The organism is Tepidiforma flava, assembly GCF_027594505.1.
Classification (GTDB): domain Bacteria; phylum Chloroflexota; class Dehalococcoidia; order Tepidiformales; family Tepidiformaceae; genus Tepidiforma; species Tepidiforma flava.
Map to the genome: position 1 here is coordinate 639,916 of NZ_CP115149.1, position 17,676 is coordinate 657,591.

Below are 17,676 nucleotides of genomic sequence, written 5' to 3' on the forward strand. Positions count from 1 at the left end.
GTTCGCCTGCCGTTATGGATAGCGCCCGGGAGCGACAGGTGCTGTCGCGAAATGCCGCCGAGCGGGAGGGTCGCGGGGAAGGCGGGCCGGTTCTACGCTTCCGGGGATGGGCTACGCGCAGCCGGTGCTGGTGATCTTCCACGGGGGCACGGGGGAGGGCCCGGCCGAGCGGGTGATGGCGCGGGCGCGCGTCGCGGCGGCGCGGAACTCGGCGGAGGCAGCGCTGGCAGCGGGGTTCGAAGCCGTGATCATCGCGACGGACGACCCGGGCGCGTTCGCGCCGCTGCCGGCGGGCGTGCTCATCGACGAAGACCGGCCGGGCGAACGGTTCGCCTACCGGGAGCGGCTGGCGCGGCTCATCGAGCGGTACGGGCTAGAGCGGCCGGCGGTGATGGGGTCGGGCTCGGTGCCGCTCCTCGGGACGGATGAGTTCGCGCTGGTGGTGGAACAGCTGCAGGCGCGGGACGCGCGGTTCGTGACGAACAACTTCTTTTCGGCGGACCTGACGGGCTGGACGCCGGGGTCGGCCTTCGCGGCGATTCGGGAGCTGCCCCGGGACAACCTGCTGCCGCGGATGCTGCGCGACGAGGCCGGGCTGGCGCCGGTCATCCTGCCGCGGACGACGGCGACGCAGTTCGACCTCGATACGCCGACGGACCTGGCCATCCTCGGGCTGGCGCCGGGCGTGCCGCCGGGCCTGCGGGCGGCCGCGGAGCCGGTGCGCGCGCTGACGGAGCGGCTGCGGTCGGTGATGCCGGTGCTGTGCGACCGGGCGGCGGAGCTGGTGGTGGCGGGCCGGGTGGGGAGCCAGGCCTGGCAGTACCTGGAGCGGGAGACGGCCTGCCGGGTGCGGCTGTTCAGTGAGGAGCGGGGGCTGGCAACCGCCCCTGAGGGGCACCGGCCGCGCAGCGCGCTCGGGTTCCTGCTGGAGGAGGTCGGGGCGGAGCGGTTCTTCCAGCGGATGGCGGAGCTGGGCGATGCGGTCATCATCGACACGCGGGTGATCGAGGCGCACCTCGGGATTGCGCCGTCGCGGGAAGACCGGTTCCAGAGCGACCTGGGCGCCTGGGAGCTGGTGGAGGAACCGGAATTGCGGCGGTTTACGAAGGCGGCGCTGGAGGCCCCGGTGCCGGTCATCCTCGGGGGGCACTCGCTGGTCTCGGGCGGCCTGATGGCGCTGAACGACGCCGCGTGGGAAGGGAGGTGAGGGAGGAGAGAGTTGGGAGTTGGGAGGTGGGAGGTGGGAGGTTGGGAGTGGGGGTCAGGGGGTGTGGGATTCGTAGACGGAGGCCATGCCCTCGAGCATGACGTCGGCGAGGGAGAGGACGTTCTCGATGGCGTCGACCGCTTCTTCGGCGGAGAGGCCGGCTTCGGTGGCGATCTGGGCGGCGGTTTCCTCGAGCGAGCGGCGGAGCGCGTTGAAGGTGGCGACGGCGGTCGTGAGGCTGACGTGCTCGGCGACGAGGGTGCGGCCGTATTCGCGGCCGATGGAGCGGGCGTCCTCGACGGCGCGGTCGCGGCGGGCTTCGCCGGCGATGATGCGCGAGAAGAGGTCGACGACCTGCCGGCCGAGGAGGCGGAGCCGCTCGATGGCCTCCGGGCTGAGCTGGTCGAAGGCGGGGGCGGCCTGGGCGGCGCGGCCGCGCGGGTGAAGGCGGCGCCGGACCCGGGCGGTGGCGAGGTCGCTGATGCGGCTCGCGTTCCGGGCGGCTGCGGCGGGGCTGACGCTGGCGACGATGTGCTTCAGGTCTTCTGCGAGGATGCGGCGGTGGCCGCCGCTCGTGCGGTAGGAACGGATTTCGCCGGCATCGGCCCAGCGGCGGATGGTCGATTCGCTGACGCCGAGGAGCTTGCTGGCCGCGCCGAGGGTGACCCAGCGCTGGCCGGGCAGGTCGAGATCCGGGGGCTGGTCGCCAAACTTCTCCAAAGCGTGCCAATTCTTTCGCCGAACGGCGGCAGCTGTCAACGCCGCCCGGTCAGGGCGCATCGGCAGGGGGACCCGGGAGTTCGGCCGCGCGGCGGATGACGGCATCGCCGTACCGTTCGCGGAGGGCGAGGACGGCATCGTGGAGTGCGCCGGGCGCGGGGGTTTCGCCAAGGGCGAGCTGGCGCGCGCGCTCGGTGAGGCCGGCCGCACCGAGGCCGATGAGGCGGACCGGCCGGCGGCCGTGCTCCTCCCATGCGGCCTCGAAGAGGCCGGCGGCAGTGTCGTACAGCTCGTCGGCGAAGAGCAGCTGGCGGCCGGGCGTGGCCGACCGGGTGATGGTTTCGAAGGGCGGGAACCGGAGCTTGAGGACGACGGTGCGGGCGGCGCGCTGCTGCCGGGCGAGGTCATCGGCGACGCGCTCGGCCTGGCTGAGCAGCACGGCGCGGAGGCGCTCCGCGGAGCGTTCGTCGCGGTCGAAGGTGTGTTCGCGGGAGATGGACCGGCGGCCGGGGAGAGCGGAGGCGACGCCGCCGGGCGCGATGCCGAGGGCGCGGCGACGGAGGTCGGCGCCATGGCGGCCGAACTTCGCTTCGAGGACGGATTCGGGCACCGCGGCGAGCTCGCCGATGGTCGCGATGCCGAGCCCGGCGAGCACGTCGGCGGTGCGGCGGCCGACGCCGGGGAGGTCGCGGACCGGCCGGGGCGCGAGGAAGGCGGCTTCCTCGCCGGGCGGCACGCGGAGGAGGCCGTCGGGCTTCGCGGCATCGCTGGCGACTTTCGCGACGAGGCGATTGACGGCGATGCCGACGGAGGCGGTGATGCCGATCTCGGCGCGAATGCGTTCCCGGATCGCCGCGCCGATTTCGGCCGGGGTGCCAAAGAGCCGTTCGGAGCCGGCGACGTCGATGTAGGCTTCGTCGACGCTGACCGGTTCGACGGCGGGGGAGTAGCTGCGGAGGATGGCGTGGAAGGCGCGCGAGGCGGGCGCGTACCAGCTGAAATCGGGCGGGAGGATGACAGCGCCGGGGCAGAGCTCGCGGGCGCGGGCCATCGGCATGGCGGAGCGGACGCCGAAGCGGCGGGCTTCGTAGCTGGCGGTGCTGACGACGCCGCGGGGCCCGGGGTAGCCGACGATGACGGGCCGGCCGCGCAGCTCCGGGCGGCGGAGGAGCTCCATCGCCACGAAGAAGGCATCGAGGTCGACGTGGAGGACCGTGGCGGTGTCGACCATATGTTCGCATGGTAGCAGGCCGGCGTGCCGGCGCGGGGTGTATGCTGGGGGCGATGGAGCACCTGAAGCTGGATTCGCTGCCCGAACTCCGTTCGCCGCTGGTGGTCTGCGCGTTCGCGGGCTGGAACGATGCGGCTTCGGCGGCGACGAACGCGGCGCGGTTCGTCGTGCGCCGGTTCGGCGCGCGGAAGTTCGGGAGCTTCGACCCTGAGCCGTTCTTCGATTTCCGGGAGGTGCGGCCGCTCGTGCGGCTGACGGTGCGCGGGGAGCGGGAGATCACGTGGCCCTCGAACGAGGCGTACTTCGCGCGGAACCCGACAGGGCCGCACGACGTGGTCGTCTTCATCGGCACGGAGCCGAATTTGAAGTGGCGGACGTTCGCCGGGGAGCTCGTGGAGCTGGCGCAGGCAGTGCGGGCGGAGCTGGTGCTGACGCTCGGGGCGCTGCTCGCGGACGTGCCGCATACGCGGCCGGTGCGGGTGACGGGGAGCGCGCTCGACCCCGCGGTCGCGGAGCGGCTGGGGCTGCAGCCCTCGCGCTACGAAGGGCCGACGGGCATCGTGGGGGTGCTGCATACGGCGCTGCGCGATGCCGGGCTGGCCGGCGCGACGCTCTGGGCGAACGTGCCGCACTACCTGACCTCGAGCCAGAACCCGGCGGCGACGGCGGCGCTGCTGCGCCGGGTGTCCGGGCTGCTCGGGGTGGAGTTCGACCTCGCGGAGATGGACGCGGCGGCGCAGCGCTTCGTGGCCGAGGTGGAAGGCGCGCTGCAGGCGAACCCGGAGGCGCAGGAGTACGTGCGCCGGCTCGAGGCGAGCTACGAGGAGGCGGCGCCGGAGGCGCCCCAGCTGCCGCGCGGCGAAGACCTCGTGCTCGATATCGAGCGGTTCCTCCGGGAGCAGCGCGAAGGCCGCGGCGAGGGCTGAGGCGCCCGGCCGGTCAGGCGGAGGGTTCGCCGCCGTCCTCCCGGGGCAGGAGAAGGGCATCGAGGACGAGGTAGAGGCCGACGACGACGAGCGTGACGACGGCGATGCGGAACGCGCGGCGGAGGAGAGCGGCGGGGACGGCGGCGATGGCGCGCACGGCAGCTACTCCCGCGAGACCCGGCTGATGACCTGCTCGTTGAAACGGTCGAGCACGGCGAGCTTCTCCTCCAGCGTCCGGCCGAGGTTGAAGCCGGGGATGATGAGTTCGTGCACGCCGGCCTCGGCGTACCGTTCGACGGCGGCGCGGAGGTCGGCGGGGGAGCCGCCGAGCACGGGAAAGCCGGCGCGGCCGACGCGCTCGAGGACGGCCGGGTCGTCGGACATCACGAGCAGGGCCTGCGCCGAGCGGCGGATGGTGCGCGGGTCGCGGCCGAGCTCTTCACAGTGGCGGTCGAGGATGCGGCCCTTGTGGGCGAGCACCTCGGGCGTGCCCCAGGTGTTCCATTCGTTGGCGTAGCGGGCGGCGATGCGGAGGGTGCGCCGTTCGCCGCCGCCGCCGATGAGGAGCGGGACGGGCTGCTGGACGGGCTTCGGCTCGAGCGGGGCCTCTTCGAGGCGGTAGTAGCGGCCTTCGAAGGTGGTGCGGCGGTTGGCGAAGAGGCTGGTGATGACCTCGCAGGCTTCTTCGAGCCGATCGAGCCGCCCTTTGACGGTCGAGAATTCGATGCCGTAGGCGCGGTGCTCGTTCTCCTGCCAGCCGGCGCCGAGGCCGAGGACGAGGCGGCCGCCGCTGATGTTGTCGACGGTGGCGGCCATCTTGGCGAGGACGGCGGGGTGGCGGTAGGTGTTGCCGGTGACGAGCGGGCCGATGCGGACGCGCGGCACGGCGGCGGCCAAAGCGGCGAGGGTGGTCCAGCATTCGCTGACGGGGGCGGAAACGTCGGCAGCGTTCGGCATGAAGTGGTCGGCGTAGTAGACGCCGTCCCAGCCGGTCGCCTCGGCGTGGCGGGCGATGGCGAGGGTCTCGGTCCAGGGGTCGTTCGGGCCGGGCCAGACGGCGAATTTCATCGGGGTCGCGCCTCCGGGGGACTGGCAGGGTGGCGCCATCGTACCGGAGCGGCGGCGTGCGGGCGCGGGGGCCTTCCGGGGAAGCGGTTCACCGCCGCCGGGGACTGGACGGGACGGCGGAAGCATCGAAACTTCCCGCGTGAAGAACGAAGCGCCGGGACTGGCGGAACGGCTGCGCCGGGCGCTGGTCATCGCCGCGGTGGCGGCGGTCGTCTACGTGCCCGGGGTCGTGACCCTCTGGATGCTGCTGGCGGGCCGGGCATGAACGACGCTGCGGTGCTGGCGGTCATCGTGGCGGTGCGGGGCCTGGTGCCGCTGCTCATCTTCCGCTGGAACCTCGCGGGGGCGCTGCTGGCGATCGCGGCCGACGGGAGTGACGCCATCATCCAGGACGTGCTCGGGGCGGAACCGCTGCGCGGCTGCTATCACGAGTTCGATAAGGTCTTCGATACGTACTACCTGACGATCGAGCTGGGGGTGGCGCTGCGGTGGGGCGACCCTGTCGCGCGGTGGATGCTGGCGGGGCTGTTCGCGCTGCGGCTCCTGGGGATCGCGGTCTTCGAGCTGACGGGCGCGCGGGAGGTCATCCTGTTCGCGCCGAACGTGTTCGAGAACTACTACCTCGTGCTCGCCGGGCTCCGGTCGATTCGGCCGGGCTACCGGCTGCGCGGCTGGGGCGAGGCTGTGCTGTGGCTCGCGGCGGTCACGCCTCCGAAGGTGCTGCAGGAGTACGTGATGCACTACCGGGAGGCGCAGACCTGGCATTTCGTTCGCGACGAGATTTTCACGCCGTGGAACTGACAGCGGCGCGCCGGACGAAGAGCCGGTAGACGGGCCCGAAGCGGCGCACCCAGAGCTTGTGCGCCTCGACGGCGAGCAGAATGGTGGAGGCGACGGCGATCATCCGCCACCAGGCTTCGAAGGAGAGCGGTTCGACGCGGAGGACGAACTGCGTCGGCGGCAGGTAGAGCGCCGCAACGTGCAGGGAGAGGGCGGCGATGGTGCCGATGAGCAGGAAGGGGTTGAGGAACGGGCTGCGGGTGAAGGCGGACTGGCGCTCGGAGCGGACGTTGCCGAGGTGGAACGCCTGGAAGAGGACCATCGTCGTGAGCGCGACCGTTTGCGCAGATTCGAGCGAGGCGCCGTGGTCGAGCTCCCAGCGGAAGAGGGCGAGGGTGCCGATGAGACGGGGGATGCCGGCGACGACGGTCCGCTCCCAGAGGAGGGGCGAAATGATGCCGTCGCTGCGGCGGCGGGGCGGGAACTTGAGGACGTCCTTTTCGCCGGGTTCGAAGGCGAGGGCGAGGTCCTGGATGCCGCTGGTGACGAGGTTCAGCCAGAGGAGCTGAGCAGCGACCATCGGGAGCGGCCACTGGAAGAGGACGGCGGCGAGGATGACGACGAGGAGCACCGCGCCGTTGGAGACGAGGAAGAAGGTGACCTTGCGGACGTTTTCGAAGGTGACGCGGCCCTCTTCGACGGCGGCGTAGATGGTGACGAAGTTGTCATCGGCAAGGACCATATCGGCGGCTTCGCGGGCGACGTCGGTGCCGGAGCGGCCCATCGCCACACCGATGTCGGCAGCGCGGAGGGCCGGAGCATCGTTGACGCCGTCGCCGGTGACGGCGACGACGTGGCCGTCGGCGCGGAGGGCCTGGACGACGCGGAGCTTGTGCTCGGGCGCGGCGCGGGCAACGACGGCGGTTTCGCGGAGCCGCTCCCGGAGGTCGTCGTCGGAGAGGCGGTCGACCTCCGGGCCGGGGAGCACGGGTGCGCCGGGCGGGGCGATCCCGAGTTCGGCGGCGATGGCGCTGGCGGTGGCGGCGTGGTCGCCGGTGATCATGACGACGCGGATGCCGGCATCGCGGCAGCCGGCGATGGCCTCGCGGACGCCGGGGCGGGGCGGGTCCATCATCGCCTGGAGGCCGAGGAAGACGAGTCCCTCCGGGTGGTCGTCCGGGCCGGGCGGGGCCTCGAGCGCGCGGTAGGCCATGGCGAGGACGCGGTGGCCGCGGCTGGCGAGCTCATGGGCGGCGGCGAGCACGGCCTCGCGGTCGAGCGGCACCGGGCCGGACGGCGTGAGCATGGCGGTCGAGCGTTCGAGCAGCCGCTCGGGGGCGCCTTTGACGAACCAGGTCGGGGCGCCCTCGAAGTCGCGGCAGCTGGTGGAGTACTGGCGCTCGGATTCGAAGGGGATGTCGAGCAGGACGGGCGCGGCGCGGAGCTCGGCGGGCTCCATGCCGGCGGCGATGGCTGCGAGGAGCAGGGCGGCCTCGGTCGGGTCGCCGCTGGTTTCGTACACATCGCCGGCAAGGAAGGCGTCGGCCTCGTTCGTCATGACGCCGGCGATGAGGAGGAGGCGCTCGGGCGGGGTGAGGTCGATGGGAGCGGCTCCGGGGCCGGGCGGCGGAAGGGGGCGGGCACCGCCGGGCGTCCAGAGTTCGCGGACGGTCATCCGGTTTTCGGTGAGGGTGCCGGTCTTGTCGGTGCCGATGACGGTGGTGCTGCCGAGGGTTTCGACCGCCGGGAGCTTGCGGATGATGGCGTTGCGGCGGGCCATGCGGCGGACGCCGAGCGCGAGCGCGACGGTGAAGACGACGGGGAGACCCTCCGGCACGACGGCGACAGCGAGGGCGACCGCGACCTTGAACATCTGGGAGGGGGATTCGCCGACGGCGACGCCGAGGAGGAAGGAGACGAGCGCGCCGAGGGCGACGATGACGCCGATGGTGCGGGCGAAGCGCTCCATCCGCTCCTGAAGCGGAGTCTGCGGCGTGGCCTGCTCGCGGATGCTGCCGGCGATGGCGCCGAGTTCGGTCGCCATGCCCGTGGCGACGGCGTAACCGCGGCCGCGGCCGCGGACGACGATGCTGCCGGAGTAGGCCATGCAGGCGCGGTCGGCGATGGGGGCGGCTTCGTCGACCGGGTCGGCGTGGCGGGCGACGCCTTCGGACTCGCCGGTGAGGAGGGACTGGTCGATGACGAGGCCGGTCACCTGGACGAGGCGGATATCGGCAGGGACGCGCATGCCGGATTCGAGGAGGACGAGGTCGCCGGGGACGACATCGCGGCCCTCGATTTCGCGTTCGTGGCCGTCGCGGAGGACGCGGGCGCGGGGCGCGACGAGGCTCATGAGGGCGCGGACGGAGCGCTCGGCGCGGCGCTCCTGGGTGAAGCCGATGGAGGCGTTCAGCAGGAGGACTGCGGCGATGACGGCCGCATCGACGACATCGCGCAGGACGAGGGTGACGAGCGCGGCGGCGAGGAGGATGTAGATGACGGGCGAGCGGAACTGGCGGAGGAGCGTGATGTACCAGGGCGTCGGCGGCGCGGGCTCGAGTTCGTTGGGGCCGAAGCGGGCGAGCCGGCTCGCGGCTTCGGCGGCGGGCAGGCCGTGGGGACCGGTGCCGAGGCGGGCTTCGACCTCCGGCAGCGGGAGCGCGTGCCAGGGCGGCGGGGCAGGGGCGCCCTCACCGGCCGGCAGCATGGGCGCCTCCCGGGGCGGTCAGGATGAGCGGCAGGGGGCTCGTCCGGAGGAGCGCCTCGGCAACGGAGCCGAGGAGGAAGCGCATGGCGCGGCCGCGGCCGTGGGTGGCGAGGGCGACATGGGTGGCGCCGGTTTCGGCGGCGACCCGGAGCGCGGCGGCGGCGACGGATTCGAAGGCGCGCGGCGGTTCGACCCGGCGGCGGGCGGCGGGGGCCGGGAGCGACGGCTCGACCGCCTCCAGGGCGGCCGCGAGTTCCACTTCCCGGTCTTCGGGCCGCTCGCCGACGGCAGGGACCGCGATGGCCAAGAGTTCTATGGGAACGGCGGCATCACCGAGCAGGCGGGCGAGGGCCGGGGCGACGGCGGCGGCCTCGGCGCTCCCGTCGGCGAGGGCGAGGATGCGGACGGGGGTCGGCGGCGGGCCGGCGTAGCGCGGGCCGATGGCGAGGACCGGGACCGGCGCGGCGCGGACCGCGCGGCCGAGATCGCCGAGCCAGGGGGCTTCGCGCGCGTCGACGGCGAGGAGTCGGGGGGCAGCGGCGATGGCGAGGCGGACGGGCGGCGCCCATGCCGGCTCGCCGTTCAGGCGGAGGCTGAGGCCGGCGGAGGCGACGCCGGGCGGCAACAGCGCCGCGAGGTCGGCCTCGGCGACGGCGCGGGCGGCTTCGACGTCGGCGGGGTTCGCCGGGTCGGCCGCCGCCGCCGCGTCGAAGAGCGCGGTCGCGGCGAGGGGGAGGCCGAGGGCGCGGGCGAGGGGTTCGGCCGCGCGGGCGAGGGTCGCGGTATCGCCGGCGGGAAGAGCACAGAGGACGGTCATGGCACGAGTATGGCCGATCCCGGCGGGGCCGGTGAGCGGGCGGACGGCCCGGGCAGGCCGGCCTTTCGGTGCGAATCGCGGGCAAAACGCGGCATCTTTTCCCCTGCGCGGGCAGTGCTACGGTGAGGTGGCCGTGGGCACACCAGGGGGGCCCGACCTCACGCCGTTATTCAGCCCGCAGGGCCGGGTGACCCGCTACCGGGTCAGCCTGCCGAAAGCGGGCATCGTCGAGACGGGGGCCGGGCGGTACGAGGCGACGCCCTACGCCGAGCGGCGGCGGGGGCTGGGCGGGTTCGCGCTGGACCTGAAGGACCTCGTCATCGGGCGGTCGATGTCGAACCTGCGGCTCGCCGAGCAGCGGCTGAGCAAGAAGGTCGCGCTGGCGGTCTTCTCGTCGGATGCGATTTCGTCGACTGCGTACGGGCCGCAGGAGGTGCTGCTCATCCTCGTGCTGGCCGGGTCGGGGGCGCTGACGTACAGCCTGCCGATCGTGCTCGCCATCGTGGGGCTGCTGGCGGTGGTGGTGCTGTCGTACAGCCAGACGATCCGGGCGTACCCGCACGGCGGCGGGGCGTACACGGTGGCGCTGGAGAACCTCGGCACGGCGGCGGGATTGACGGCCGCAGCGGCCCTGCTCATCGACTACACCCTCACCGTCTCGGTCTCGATCTCGGCGTCGGTGGAAGCGATCGTGGCGGCGTTCCCGGGCCTGCAGCCGCTGTCGGTGGAGCTGGCCGTCGCGATGGTGGGGGTGATCGCGACGATGAACCTGCGCGGGGTGCGCGAATCCGGGACGGTGTTCGCCATCCCGACCTACGGGTTCATCATCGTGCTGGGGACGACGATTGCGGTCGGCGTTGCGAAGGTGCTGCTGAGCGATTCGCCGAACATCTTCGCGGCCGGGACGCCGGACCGGGCGCTGCCCGAGGCGACGCACAGCCTCTCGCTCTTCCTGCTGCTGCGGGCGTTCGCGGCCGGGTGTTCGGCGCTGACGGGCGTGGAGGCGGTGTCGAACGGCGTGCAGGCGTTCAAGCCGCCGGAGTGGAAGCACGCCATCGAGACGATGACGGCGATGGCGATCATCCTCGGGTCGCTGCTGCTGGGGACGACGCTGCTCGCGCGGCACTACGGGGTGGTCTACCTCGAGGGCGACCACGCGACGGTGCTGGCGCAGATCGGGGAGCACGTCTTCGGCCGGGGGGCGATGTTCTTCGCGCTGCAGGCCTTCACGGCGGGCATCCTGTTCCTCGCGGCGAACACGTCGTTCGCGGATTACCCGCGGCTGGCGGCGGTGCTGGCGAAGGACACCTATCTGCCGCGGGTGTTCCGCCAGCGGGGGAACCGGCTGGTGTTCAGCTACGGCATCCTCGCGCTGGCGGCGATGGCGGTCGGGCTCATCGTGCTGTTCCAGGCGAAGACGACGCGGCTCATCCCACTGTATGCGTTCGGGGTGTTCCTGTCGTTCACGCTGTCGCAGGCAGGGATGGTGCGGCACTGGCAGCGGCTGCGGGGCCGGGGCTGGCGGCTTTCGATGGCGATCAACGGGTTCGGGGCGGCCGTCACGGCCGTCGTGACCGCGATCGTGGTGGTGACGAAGTTCAACGAAGGCGGGTGGATGGTCGTGGCGGCCGTGCCGGCCGCGGCCGCGGGCCTGTTCTTCGTCGGCCGGTACTATGCGCGGCTGCGACGGCTGCTCCACGTGCCGGCGGAGGCGACGTTCGATATGCGGCCGCGGGGCGATGCGCCGGAGCCGGTGCTGGTGCCGGTGCAGGAAATCAACCTCGCGCTGGTGATGGCGCTGGGGGCAGCGTGCGAGCGGGCGCGGGCCGTGGAGGGCGTCCACGTGGTCGTCGACCCGGACCAGCCGGACGAGATCGAACCCCTCTGGCGGCGGCAGTTCCCGGGCATTCCGCTCGTCGTCATCGATTCGCCCTACCGGAACGTGGCGGACCCGTTCGCGCGGTACGTGGAGGACCGGCTGCGGGAGCCGCCGTATGGCGTGACGGTGCTGCTTCCGATCATCGGGACGCGTCGGTGGTGGGAGCGGCTGCTGGTGAACCAGAGCGCGGGGGCGATTGCGCGGCGGCTGCGGGGGAACCGGCGGGTCCGGGTGGAGCGGTACGTCTACCACCCGGGCGGGCTGGGCCGGCGGCGGCATCGCACAGCGGCAGGCGGCTAAATCAGGATGTTCCCCGACGTGGGGCGTCCGACTACTCCTGTAGGATGCAGCCGGATGAACGGGGGGCCCCGGTGAGAGTCGCCCTCGCCGCAGCGGACGACGAGAGCCGGGCGCGCATCGGAGCGGCGCTGCGCGCCGCGGGCCATGCTGTCGTGGAGCCGGGGGAGCCGGCGGACGTGTTCGTGGCGGACGGCCTGCCGGGGGACGGCGCGGGGCACGAAGCGCAGGCCGCGGCGCTGGGCCAGCGGGTGCACTTCATCGCGGGCATTTGCGACATCCCGGGCGGGGTGGCGGCGGCGCTGCGGGGCGGCGCTGCGGACGTCTACCCCGCGGGGGACGCGGCGGCGCTGGTGGCGCGGCTGGCCGTGCTGGAGGCTTCCGGGCCGCGCGACGTGGGCGCGGGGCTCGCGGCGGCGAACGTGAATGACCCGATGTATTCGTTCGACCTCGAGGGGCGGCTCCTGTGGGTCAACGAGGCCGCAGAGCGGCTGACCGGGTATCCCCGAGCGAAGCTCATCGGCATGCACTTTTCGGAGCTCGTACGCGACCCGGGTGACCTCGACCTCCTGGCAGCCGAGATGGCTGACAAGGTGGCGGGGCGGGTCCAGTCGAGCCTGCTCCAGGTGAACATCACGACGGCGTCGGGCGAGACCGTGCCGGTCGAAATCAACAGCCGGGTAGTCACCCAGGAAGGGCGGCCGTGGGCCGTCGAGGGAGTGGCGCGCGACCTGCGGCCGCGGCGGCGGGCCGAGGCGGAGGTCCGGCGGCAGGCGGAGCTGTTCGCACAGCTCGGCGTCGCCGCCGTCGCGGTCGACCGGGAAGGGCGGATCGTGGCGTGGAACCGCGAGGCGGAGCGGATGTTCGGGGAGGCGGCCGTCAGCATGCTGGGCACGCGGGCGGTGAGCGGCTTTTCGACCGATGAAGCCGCGACCGCGCGGCAGCTGGCGCGGGTGCTGGCGGGCGAGACGGTCACCGAGGCGCGCGAGCTGCGCCGCGCCGACGGCTCGACGTTCCCGGCGCTGGTGAGCGCCGCCCCGCTGCGGGACGAGGCGGGCGAAGTGACGGGCGCCATCGGCGCCATCCTCGACCTGAGCGCCGAGCGGGCGCAGCAGGAGCGGCTGGCGCAGCTCGCAGGCGTCGTCGAATCGAGCGACGACGCGATCACGATGTACGACCGCGAAGGGACGATCACCGGCCGGAACGCGGCGGCGGAGCGCATCTACGGCCGCCCGGCGGCAGAGGTGGTCGGCAGGAAGGCGTGGGAGCTCGCGGAACCGGCCGAGCAGGAGGCGCGCCGGGCGATGGTCATGCGGGTGCTCAGCGGGGAGGCGATTTCGGGGCTGGTGGTGCGGCGGGAGGGCAACCCGGGAACGGCGGGCTACCTGAGCCTCTCGGCGTTCCCCCTGCGGGATGCCGAGGGACGCATCGCCGGCGCCGCGGCGGTCGCGCGCGATATCACGGCGCTCGTCGAGGCGGAGCGGGAGCGGAGCCGGCTTGCCGCGATCGTGGAATCGGCGGACGACGCCGTCATCGGCCGCGACCTGGAGGGCCGGATCACGAGCTGGAACGCGGCAGCGGAGCGGCTCTTCGGCTACACCGCGGCGGAGATGGTGGGCGGGTACGGCTACGAAACGGTGCCGGAGTCGCGCCGGGAGGAGTACCGGGAGCGGGCGCGGGAGGTCGCGAGCGAGCACCGGGTGGAGGCCGACGTGCTGCGGCAGGACCGGCAGGGACGGGTCTTCCCGGTGCGGGCGGTGACGTTCCCGGTCTACGACCGGGAGGGTCGGCGGCTGGGCTCCGCGTCGTTCCTGCGGGACATCAGCGACGAGCGGGCGATGCTCGCCGCGCTGGAGGAGCGGGAGCGGCAGCTGCGGGCGCTGTTCGAGAGCGCGGGCGAAGCGATCATCCTCGTCGACCGGGAGCGGCGGATCCGCTGGTTCAACCGGGCGGCCGTCGCCATCGGCGAGGCGACCTTCGGCGAGCGGCCGGAGGTGGGCGCGCCGATCGAGCGGTGGGTGCGGCCGCAGGACCGGCCGGCCTGGGAAGCGGCGTTCGAGGGCGCGCTCGCAGGGCACACCACGACGCTGCTCGGGCGGCTGACGCGAGACGGCGGCGCACCGTTCTGGTACGAGATGACCTATCGTCCGGTGCACGACGCAGACGGCGCCGTGACCGCGGCGGCGCTCGTCGGCCGGGACGTGACGGAGCGGGTCGAGGCCGAGCGGGCGCTGCGCGAGCGGGAGGCGACGCTCCGGAGCATCTTCGAGAGCACCCGCGACCATCTCTGGCTGCTCGACCGCGAGGGGCGGCTGGTGACCTGCAACACGCCGGCGGCGGAGTTTTCGGAGCATCGGTTCGGGCGGCGGCCGGAGCCGGGCGATTCGATGCTGGAGTTCGCAGACGAGCGGGGCCGGCCCATCCTCGAGGCGGCGATCCGGATGGCGCTCGAGGGGCAGGAGCCGGAGGGCGAACTGGCGGTGCCCCATGCTGACGGCTCCAAGACGTACTTCAACATCCACGTGACGCCCGTGCGGGATGAGCGGCGCGGCATCACCGGGGTGCTGGTGGATGCGCGGGATGTGACAGCGGAGGCGCTGGCGCGGCGGGAGCTGCGGAAGGCGCGGGAAGCGCTGGCCGAGGAGTACGCGAAGCTCTCGACGATCATCGAGAACTCCGACGAAGGGGTCATCCTGCTCGACCGGGAGTGCCGGGTCGTCGCCTTCAACACCGAATTTGCGGAGGGGACGAAGCTGCGGCGGGGCATCGCGCCGCGGCCGGGGATGCACTTCACGGAGACGGTTTCGCCGGAGAGCGCGGCGTTCCTGCTGGGGAAAGTTCAGGAGGCGCTCGCCGGCCGGCGGGTGAGTTTCGAAGTGCAGTCGCAGTCGCCGGGGCAGCGGCGCTGGTTCGAGGTGCGCATTCGGCCGGTGGTGACCGAATCCGGCGAAGTGACGGGGGCCGTCTACACGGGGCGGGACGTGACGGAGCGGCGGCTGCTGGAGGAGGAGCGGGAAGCGGCGCTGGCAGAGGCGCGGCGGCTGGCGGCGATGGTCGAGAGCTCGACCGAGGCGGCGCTGGCGGTCGGGCGGGACGGGCGGATCGAGAGCTGGAACCGGGCCGCCGAGGCGCTCTACGGCTGGACGGCCGAGGAGGCGATCGGGCAGCCGTTCAGCATCATCCTCCCGCCGGAGGAGCGGGCGCCCACCGTCGAGCTGTTCGCGCGGCTGCTGGCGGGGGAGTCGCACCGGGGCGAAATGGCGCGGCTGACGAAGCAGGGCGAGCGGCTGCTGGTGGAATCGGTCTACTTCCCGCTCCGGGATGGGGACGGCGTGGTCATCGGCGTGGGCTGCACCTCGCACGATGTGACCCGGGAGCGCGAGATGGAGCGGCGGGTTGCGGAGTCTGCGGCCGACCTGGCGGCGACGCTGGCCGCCATCCGGGAAGGGGTGATGCTTCTCGGTGCGGACGGTGTCATCCTCGGGGTCAACCCGGCAGCCCGCGCCTCCGTTGCCGAGGTTTTCGGGGCCTCCCCAGCGCCGGGCATGCACTGGCGGGAAGTGCTCCCTGACGACTGGCACGACCGGTTCCAGGCGGTCGTCGAACGCACCCTCGGCGGGGAGTCATCGACGTTCGAACTGCAGCTCGCGGACGTCGCGGGGAATCAGCGCTGGTTCGAGCTGTCGTTCGGGCGGGTGGAGCTGCCCGACGGGTCGGTGCGCGGCATCGCGTTCAGCACGCGCGACCTGACGGAGCGGAAGCGGACAGAGGAGCGGCTGCTGCAGGCGCAGAAGGCCGAGTCGCTGGCAGTGCTGGCCGGCGGCATCGCGCATGATTTCAACAACCTGCTGGTGGGGATTCTCGGGAACGCGGGGCTGGCGCTGGCCGAGCTCCCGCCGGAATCGCCGGTGCGGGAGACGGTGGCCGAGATCGAGCTGGCGGGCCAGCGGGCGGCGGACCTCGCGCGGCAGATGCTGGCGTATTCCGGCCGGGGAAAGTTCGTGGTCCAGCCGCTCAGCCTCAACGGCGTGGTCGAGGAGATGGCGCACCTCCTGCGGGTCTCGGTCGGGGCCGGCGTCCGGCTGGTGCTGGACCTCGCGCCCGGGCTGCCGGCGGTCGTCGGCGACGCGACCCAGCTGCGGCAGGTGGTCATGAACCTCGTCATCAACGCCTCGGATGCGATCGGGGGCGGCGAGGGGACGGTCCGCGTCCGGACGAGTCTTGCAGCCGGCGCGCCGGCGCTGTTCGAGCGGGCGGTGCTGGCGCCGGGGCAGCTCGCGGAGCAGTACGTCGTGCTCGAGGTGGCGGATACCGGCTCAGGGATGGACGCGGCGACGCTCTCGCGGATTTTCGACCCGTTCTTCACGACGAAGTTCACCGGGCGGGGGCTCGGGCTCGCGGCCGTGCTCGGGATCATCCGCGGGCACCGGGGCGGCATCGATGTGGAGAGCGCGCCGGGCGCCGGCACGACCTTCCGTTTGATGCTGCCGGCGGCCCCGGGCGAGGCGAAGGAGGCCGCCGCGGCGCCGGGCGCCGGGCAGTGGCGGGGCGAGGGGCTCGTCATCGTCGCCGACGACGAGCCGAGCGTGCGGGCGGTCACCGCGCGGGCGCTCCGGTCGATGGGGTTCGAGGTCGCCGAGGCGGCGGACGGGCAGGAGGCGGTGGAGCTCTTCGCCCGGGAGCGCGGCCGCGTCCGGCTCGTCTTGCTCGACATGACGATGCCGCGGATGAACGGCGAAGCGGCGTTCCGGGCGGTCCGGGCAATCGACCCGGCTGCGAAGGTCGTGCTGATGAGCGGGTATACCGAGCAGGACGCGCAGGAGCAGGTCGGCGCCGACGGGCTGACCGGCTTCCTGCAGAAGCCGTACGAGCTTTCGGCGCTGCGGGAGACGGTGCGCCGGGCGCTCGGGGAGAGCGCCGGATAGAACATCTGTACGCTATACTGCTCGGGTGACCGAGGAACGGCTGGTGGCGCCGCAGGCGCTGGCGGAGGACGCGGAGCTGGAGCGTTCGCTGCGGCCGCGGCGGCTGGAGGAGTTCCCGGGGCAGGAGCGGACGAAGCGGAACCTCGCGATCGCCATCGAAGCGGCGAAGCAGCGGGGCGAAGCGCTCGACCACGTGCTGCTGTACGGGCCGCCGGGGCTCGGCAAGACGACGCTGGCGAACATCATCGCGAACGAAATGGGGGTTTCGATCCGGACGACGAGCGGGCCGGCGTTCGAACGCCCGGGCGACCTCGCGGCGGTGCTCACGAACCTGAAGGAGCACGACATCCTGTTCATCGATGAGATCCACCGGCTTTCGAGCGCGGTGGAGGAGATCCTCTACCCGGCGATGGAGGATTTCGCGCTCGACCTCGTCATCGGGAAGGGGGCTGGCGCGCGGTCGGTGCGGCTGGCGATGCCGCGGTTCACGCTCATCGGGGCGACGACGCGGTACGCGATGGTGAGCGCGCCGCTGCGCGACCGGTTCGGTTCGGTGTACCGGCTGGATTTTTACGAGCCGGAGACGCTGGCCGTCATCGTGCGGCGCTCGGCGGCGATCCTCGGGGTCGACGTGCCGCCCGATGCGGCGATGGAGATTGCGCGGCGCTCGCGGGGGACGCCGCGGATTGCGAACCGGCTGCTGCGGCGGGTGCGGGACTTCGCCGCCGTGCGGAACGGCGGGGTGGTGACGGTGGAGGCGGCGCGGCAAGCGCTGGCGATGCTCGACGTGGACGAGCTGGGACTGGACGAATCCGACCGGGCGGTGCTGCGGGCGATCTGCGAGAAGTTCGGCGGCGGGCCGGTCGGGCTCGAGACGATAGCGGCGGCGATCTCGGAGGAGGCCGACACGATCATGGACGTGTACGAGCCGTTCCTGCTGAAGTGCGGCTTCCTGAACCGGACGCCGCGGGGACGGATTGCCACCGAGGCAGCGTACCGGCATCTCGGGCTGGAGCCGCCGCGCGGCCGGCCGGCGCAGGCCGAGCTGTGGGACTCGGCGGCGGAACCGTAAGCCGGAAACCGGCGCGGCAACGGGCGAGGGCCGGCTGGCGCCGGCCC

The 17,676-nt window shown here is 73.0% G+C and carries 13 protein-coding genes; 7 read left to right on the forward strand and 6 right to left on the reverse strand.

All coding sequences use genetic code 11. From position 1 onward, the window contains the following. Positions 1-106: 106 nt before the first annotated feature. Entirely contained in the window at positions 107-1,207 is a 1,101-nt protein-coding gene (locus O0235_RS04040; protein ID WP_270057254.1) for a hypothetical protein, read from the forward strand. 54 nt (positions 1,208-1,261) lie between these two features. On the opposite strand, the gene O0235_RS04045 is transcribed toward O0235_RS04040, so the two are convergent. Beyond that, entirely contained in the window at positions 1,262-1,927 is a 666-nt protein-coding gene (locus tag O0235_RS04045) for a MerR family transcriptional regulator (RefSeq protein WP_270057255.1), read from the reverse strand. Between the two features lie 49 nt (positions 1,928-1,976). Then, positions 1,977-3,158 carry a DNA polymerase IV gene (gene dinB / locus O0235_RS04050; protein ID WP_270057256.1) on the reverse strand — a complete coding sequence of 394 codons (1,182 nt, stop codon included), beginning with the start codon at positions 3,156-3,158 and terminating at the stop codon, positions 1,977-1,979. A gap of 53 nt (positions 3,159-3,211) precedes the next feature. On the opposite strand from dinB, the gene O0235_RS04055 reads away from it, so the two are divergent. Then, positions 3,212-4,084 (forward strand): PAC2 family protein, encoded by an 873-nt coding sequence (locus O0235_RS04055; protein WP_270057257.1) that lies wholly within the window; start codon positions 3,212-3,214, stop codon positions 4,082-4,084. 13 nt (positions 4,085-4,097) lie between these two features. Here the strand turns inward: O0235_RS04055 and O0235_RS04060 are convergent, their stop codons facing one another. Beyond that, a complete protein-coding gene (locus O0235_RS04060) occupies positions 4,098-4,241 on the reverse strand; it encodes a hypothetical protein (protein ID WP_270057258.1) in 144 nt (47 codons plus the stop codon). 5 nt (positions 4,242-4,246) lie between these two features. Continuing rightward, on the reverse strand, positions 4,247-5,152 hold the full coding sequence (locus O0235_RS04065; RefSeq protein ID WP_270057259.1) for a TIGR03560 family F420-dependent LLM class oxidoreductase: 906 nt from the start codon (positions 5,150-5,152) through the stop codon (positions 4,247-4,249). Between the two features lie 139 nt (positions 5,153-5,291). Here O0235_RS04065 and O0235_RS04070 point away from each other — a divergent pair, with 139 nt between their 5' ends. Continuing rightward, positions 5,292-5,417: a hypothetical protein gene (locus O0235_RS04070; RefSeq protein ID WP_270057260.1), complete on the forward strand. Its 126-nt coding sequence runs from the start codon at positions 5,292-5,294 to the stop codon at positions 5,415-5,417. Further along, a complete protein-coding gene (locus tag O0235_RS04075) occupies positions 5,414-5,953 on the forward strand; it encodes a hypothetical protein (protein ID WP_270057261.1) in 540 nt (179 codons plus the stop codon). Before O0235_RS04070 ends, O0235_RS04075 begins: the two co-directional genes overlap by 4 nt. Here the strand turns inward: O0235_RS04075 and O0235_RS04080 are convergent. Beyond that, positions 5,937-8,639, reverse strand: coding sequence for a cation-translocating P-type ATPase (locus O0235_RS04080; RefSeq protein WP_270057262.1), 2,703 nt, complete (start codon positions 8,637-8,639; stop codon positions 5,937-5,939). The two genes, O0235_RS04075 and O0235_RS04080, sit on opposite strands and share 17 nt — an antisense overlap. Next, the gene (locus O0235_RS04085; RefSeq protein WP_270057263.1) at positions 8,623-9,456 is read right to left on the reverse strand and encodes a universal stress protein; all 834 of its coding nucleotides are present in this window, start codon (positions 9,454-9,456) and stop codon (positions 8,623-8,625) included. The genes O0235_RS04080 and O0235_RS04085 overlap by 17 nt, the downstream gene beginning before the upstream one ends. Before the next feature lie 133 nt (positions 9,457-9,589). Here O0235_RS04085 and O0235_RS04090 point away from each other — a divergent pair, with 133 nt between their 5' ends. The 3 genes from O0235_RS04090 (at position 9,590) to ruvB (ending at position 17,629) form a co-directional block, all read left to right on the forward strand. Further along, the gene (locus O0235_RS04090) at positions 9,590-11,635 is read left to right on the forward strand and encodes an APC family permease (protein ID WP_270057264.1); all 2,046 of its coding nucleotides are present in this window, start codon (positions 9,590-9,592) and stop codon (positions 11,633-11,635) included. A 71-nt stretch (positions 11,636-11,706) separates the two neighbouring features. Continuing rightward, the gene (locus O0235_RS04095) at positions 11,707-16,557 is read left to right on the forward strand and encodes a PAS domain S-box protein (protein ID WP_270057265.1); all 4,851 of its coding nucleotides are present in this window, start codon (positions 11,707-11,709) and stop codon (positions 16,555-16,557) included. 25 nt (positions 16,558-16,582) lie between these two features. Then, on the forward strand, positions 16,583-17,629 hold the full coding sequence (gene ruvB / locus O0235_RS04100; protein WP_270057266.1) for a Holliday junction branch migration DNA helicase RuvB: 1,047 nt from the start codon (positions 16,583-16,585) through the stop codon (positions 17,627-17,629). The last annotated feature ends 47 nt before the right edge of the window (positions 17,630-17,676 follow it).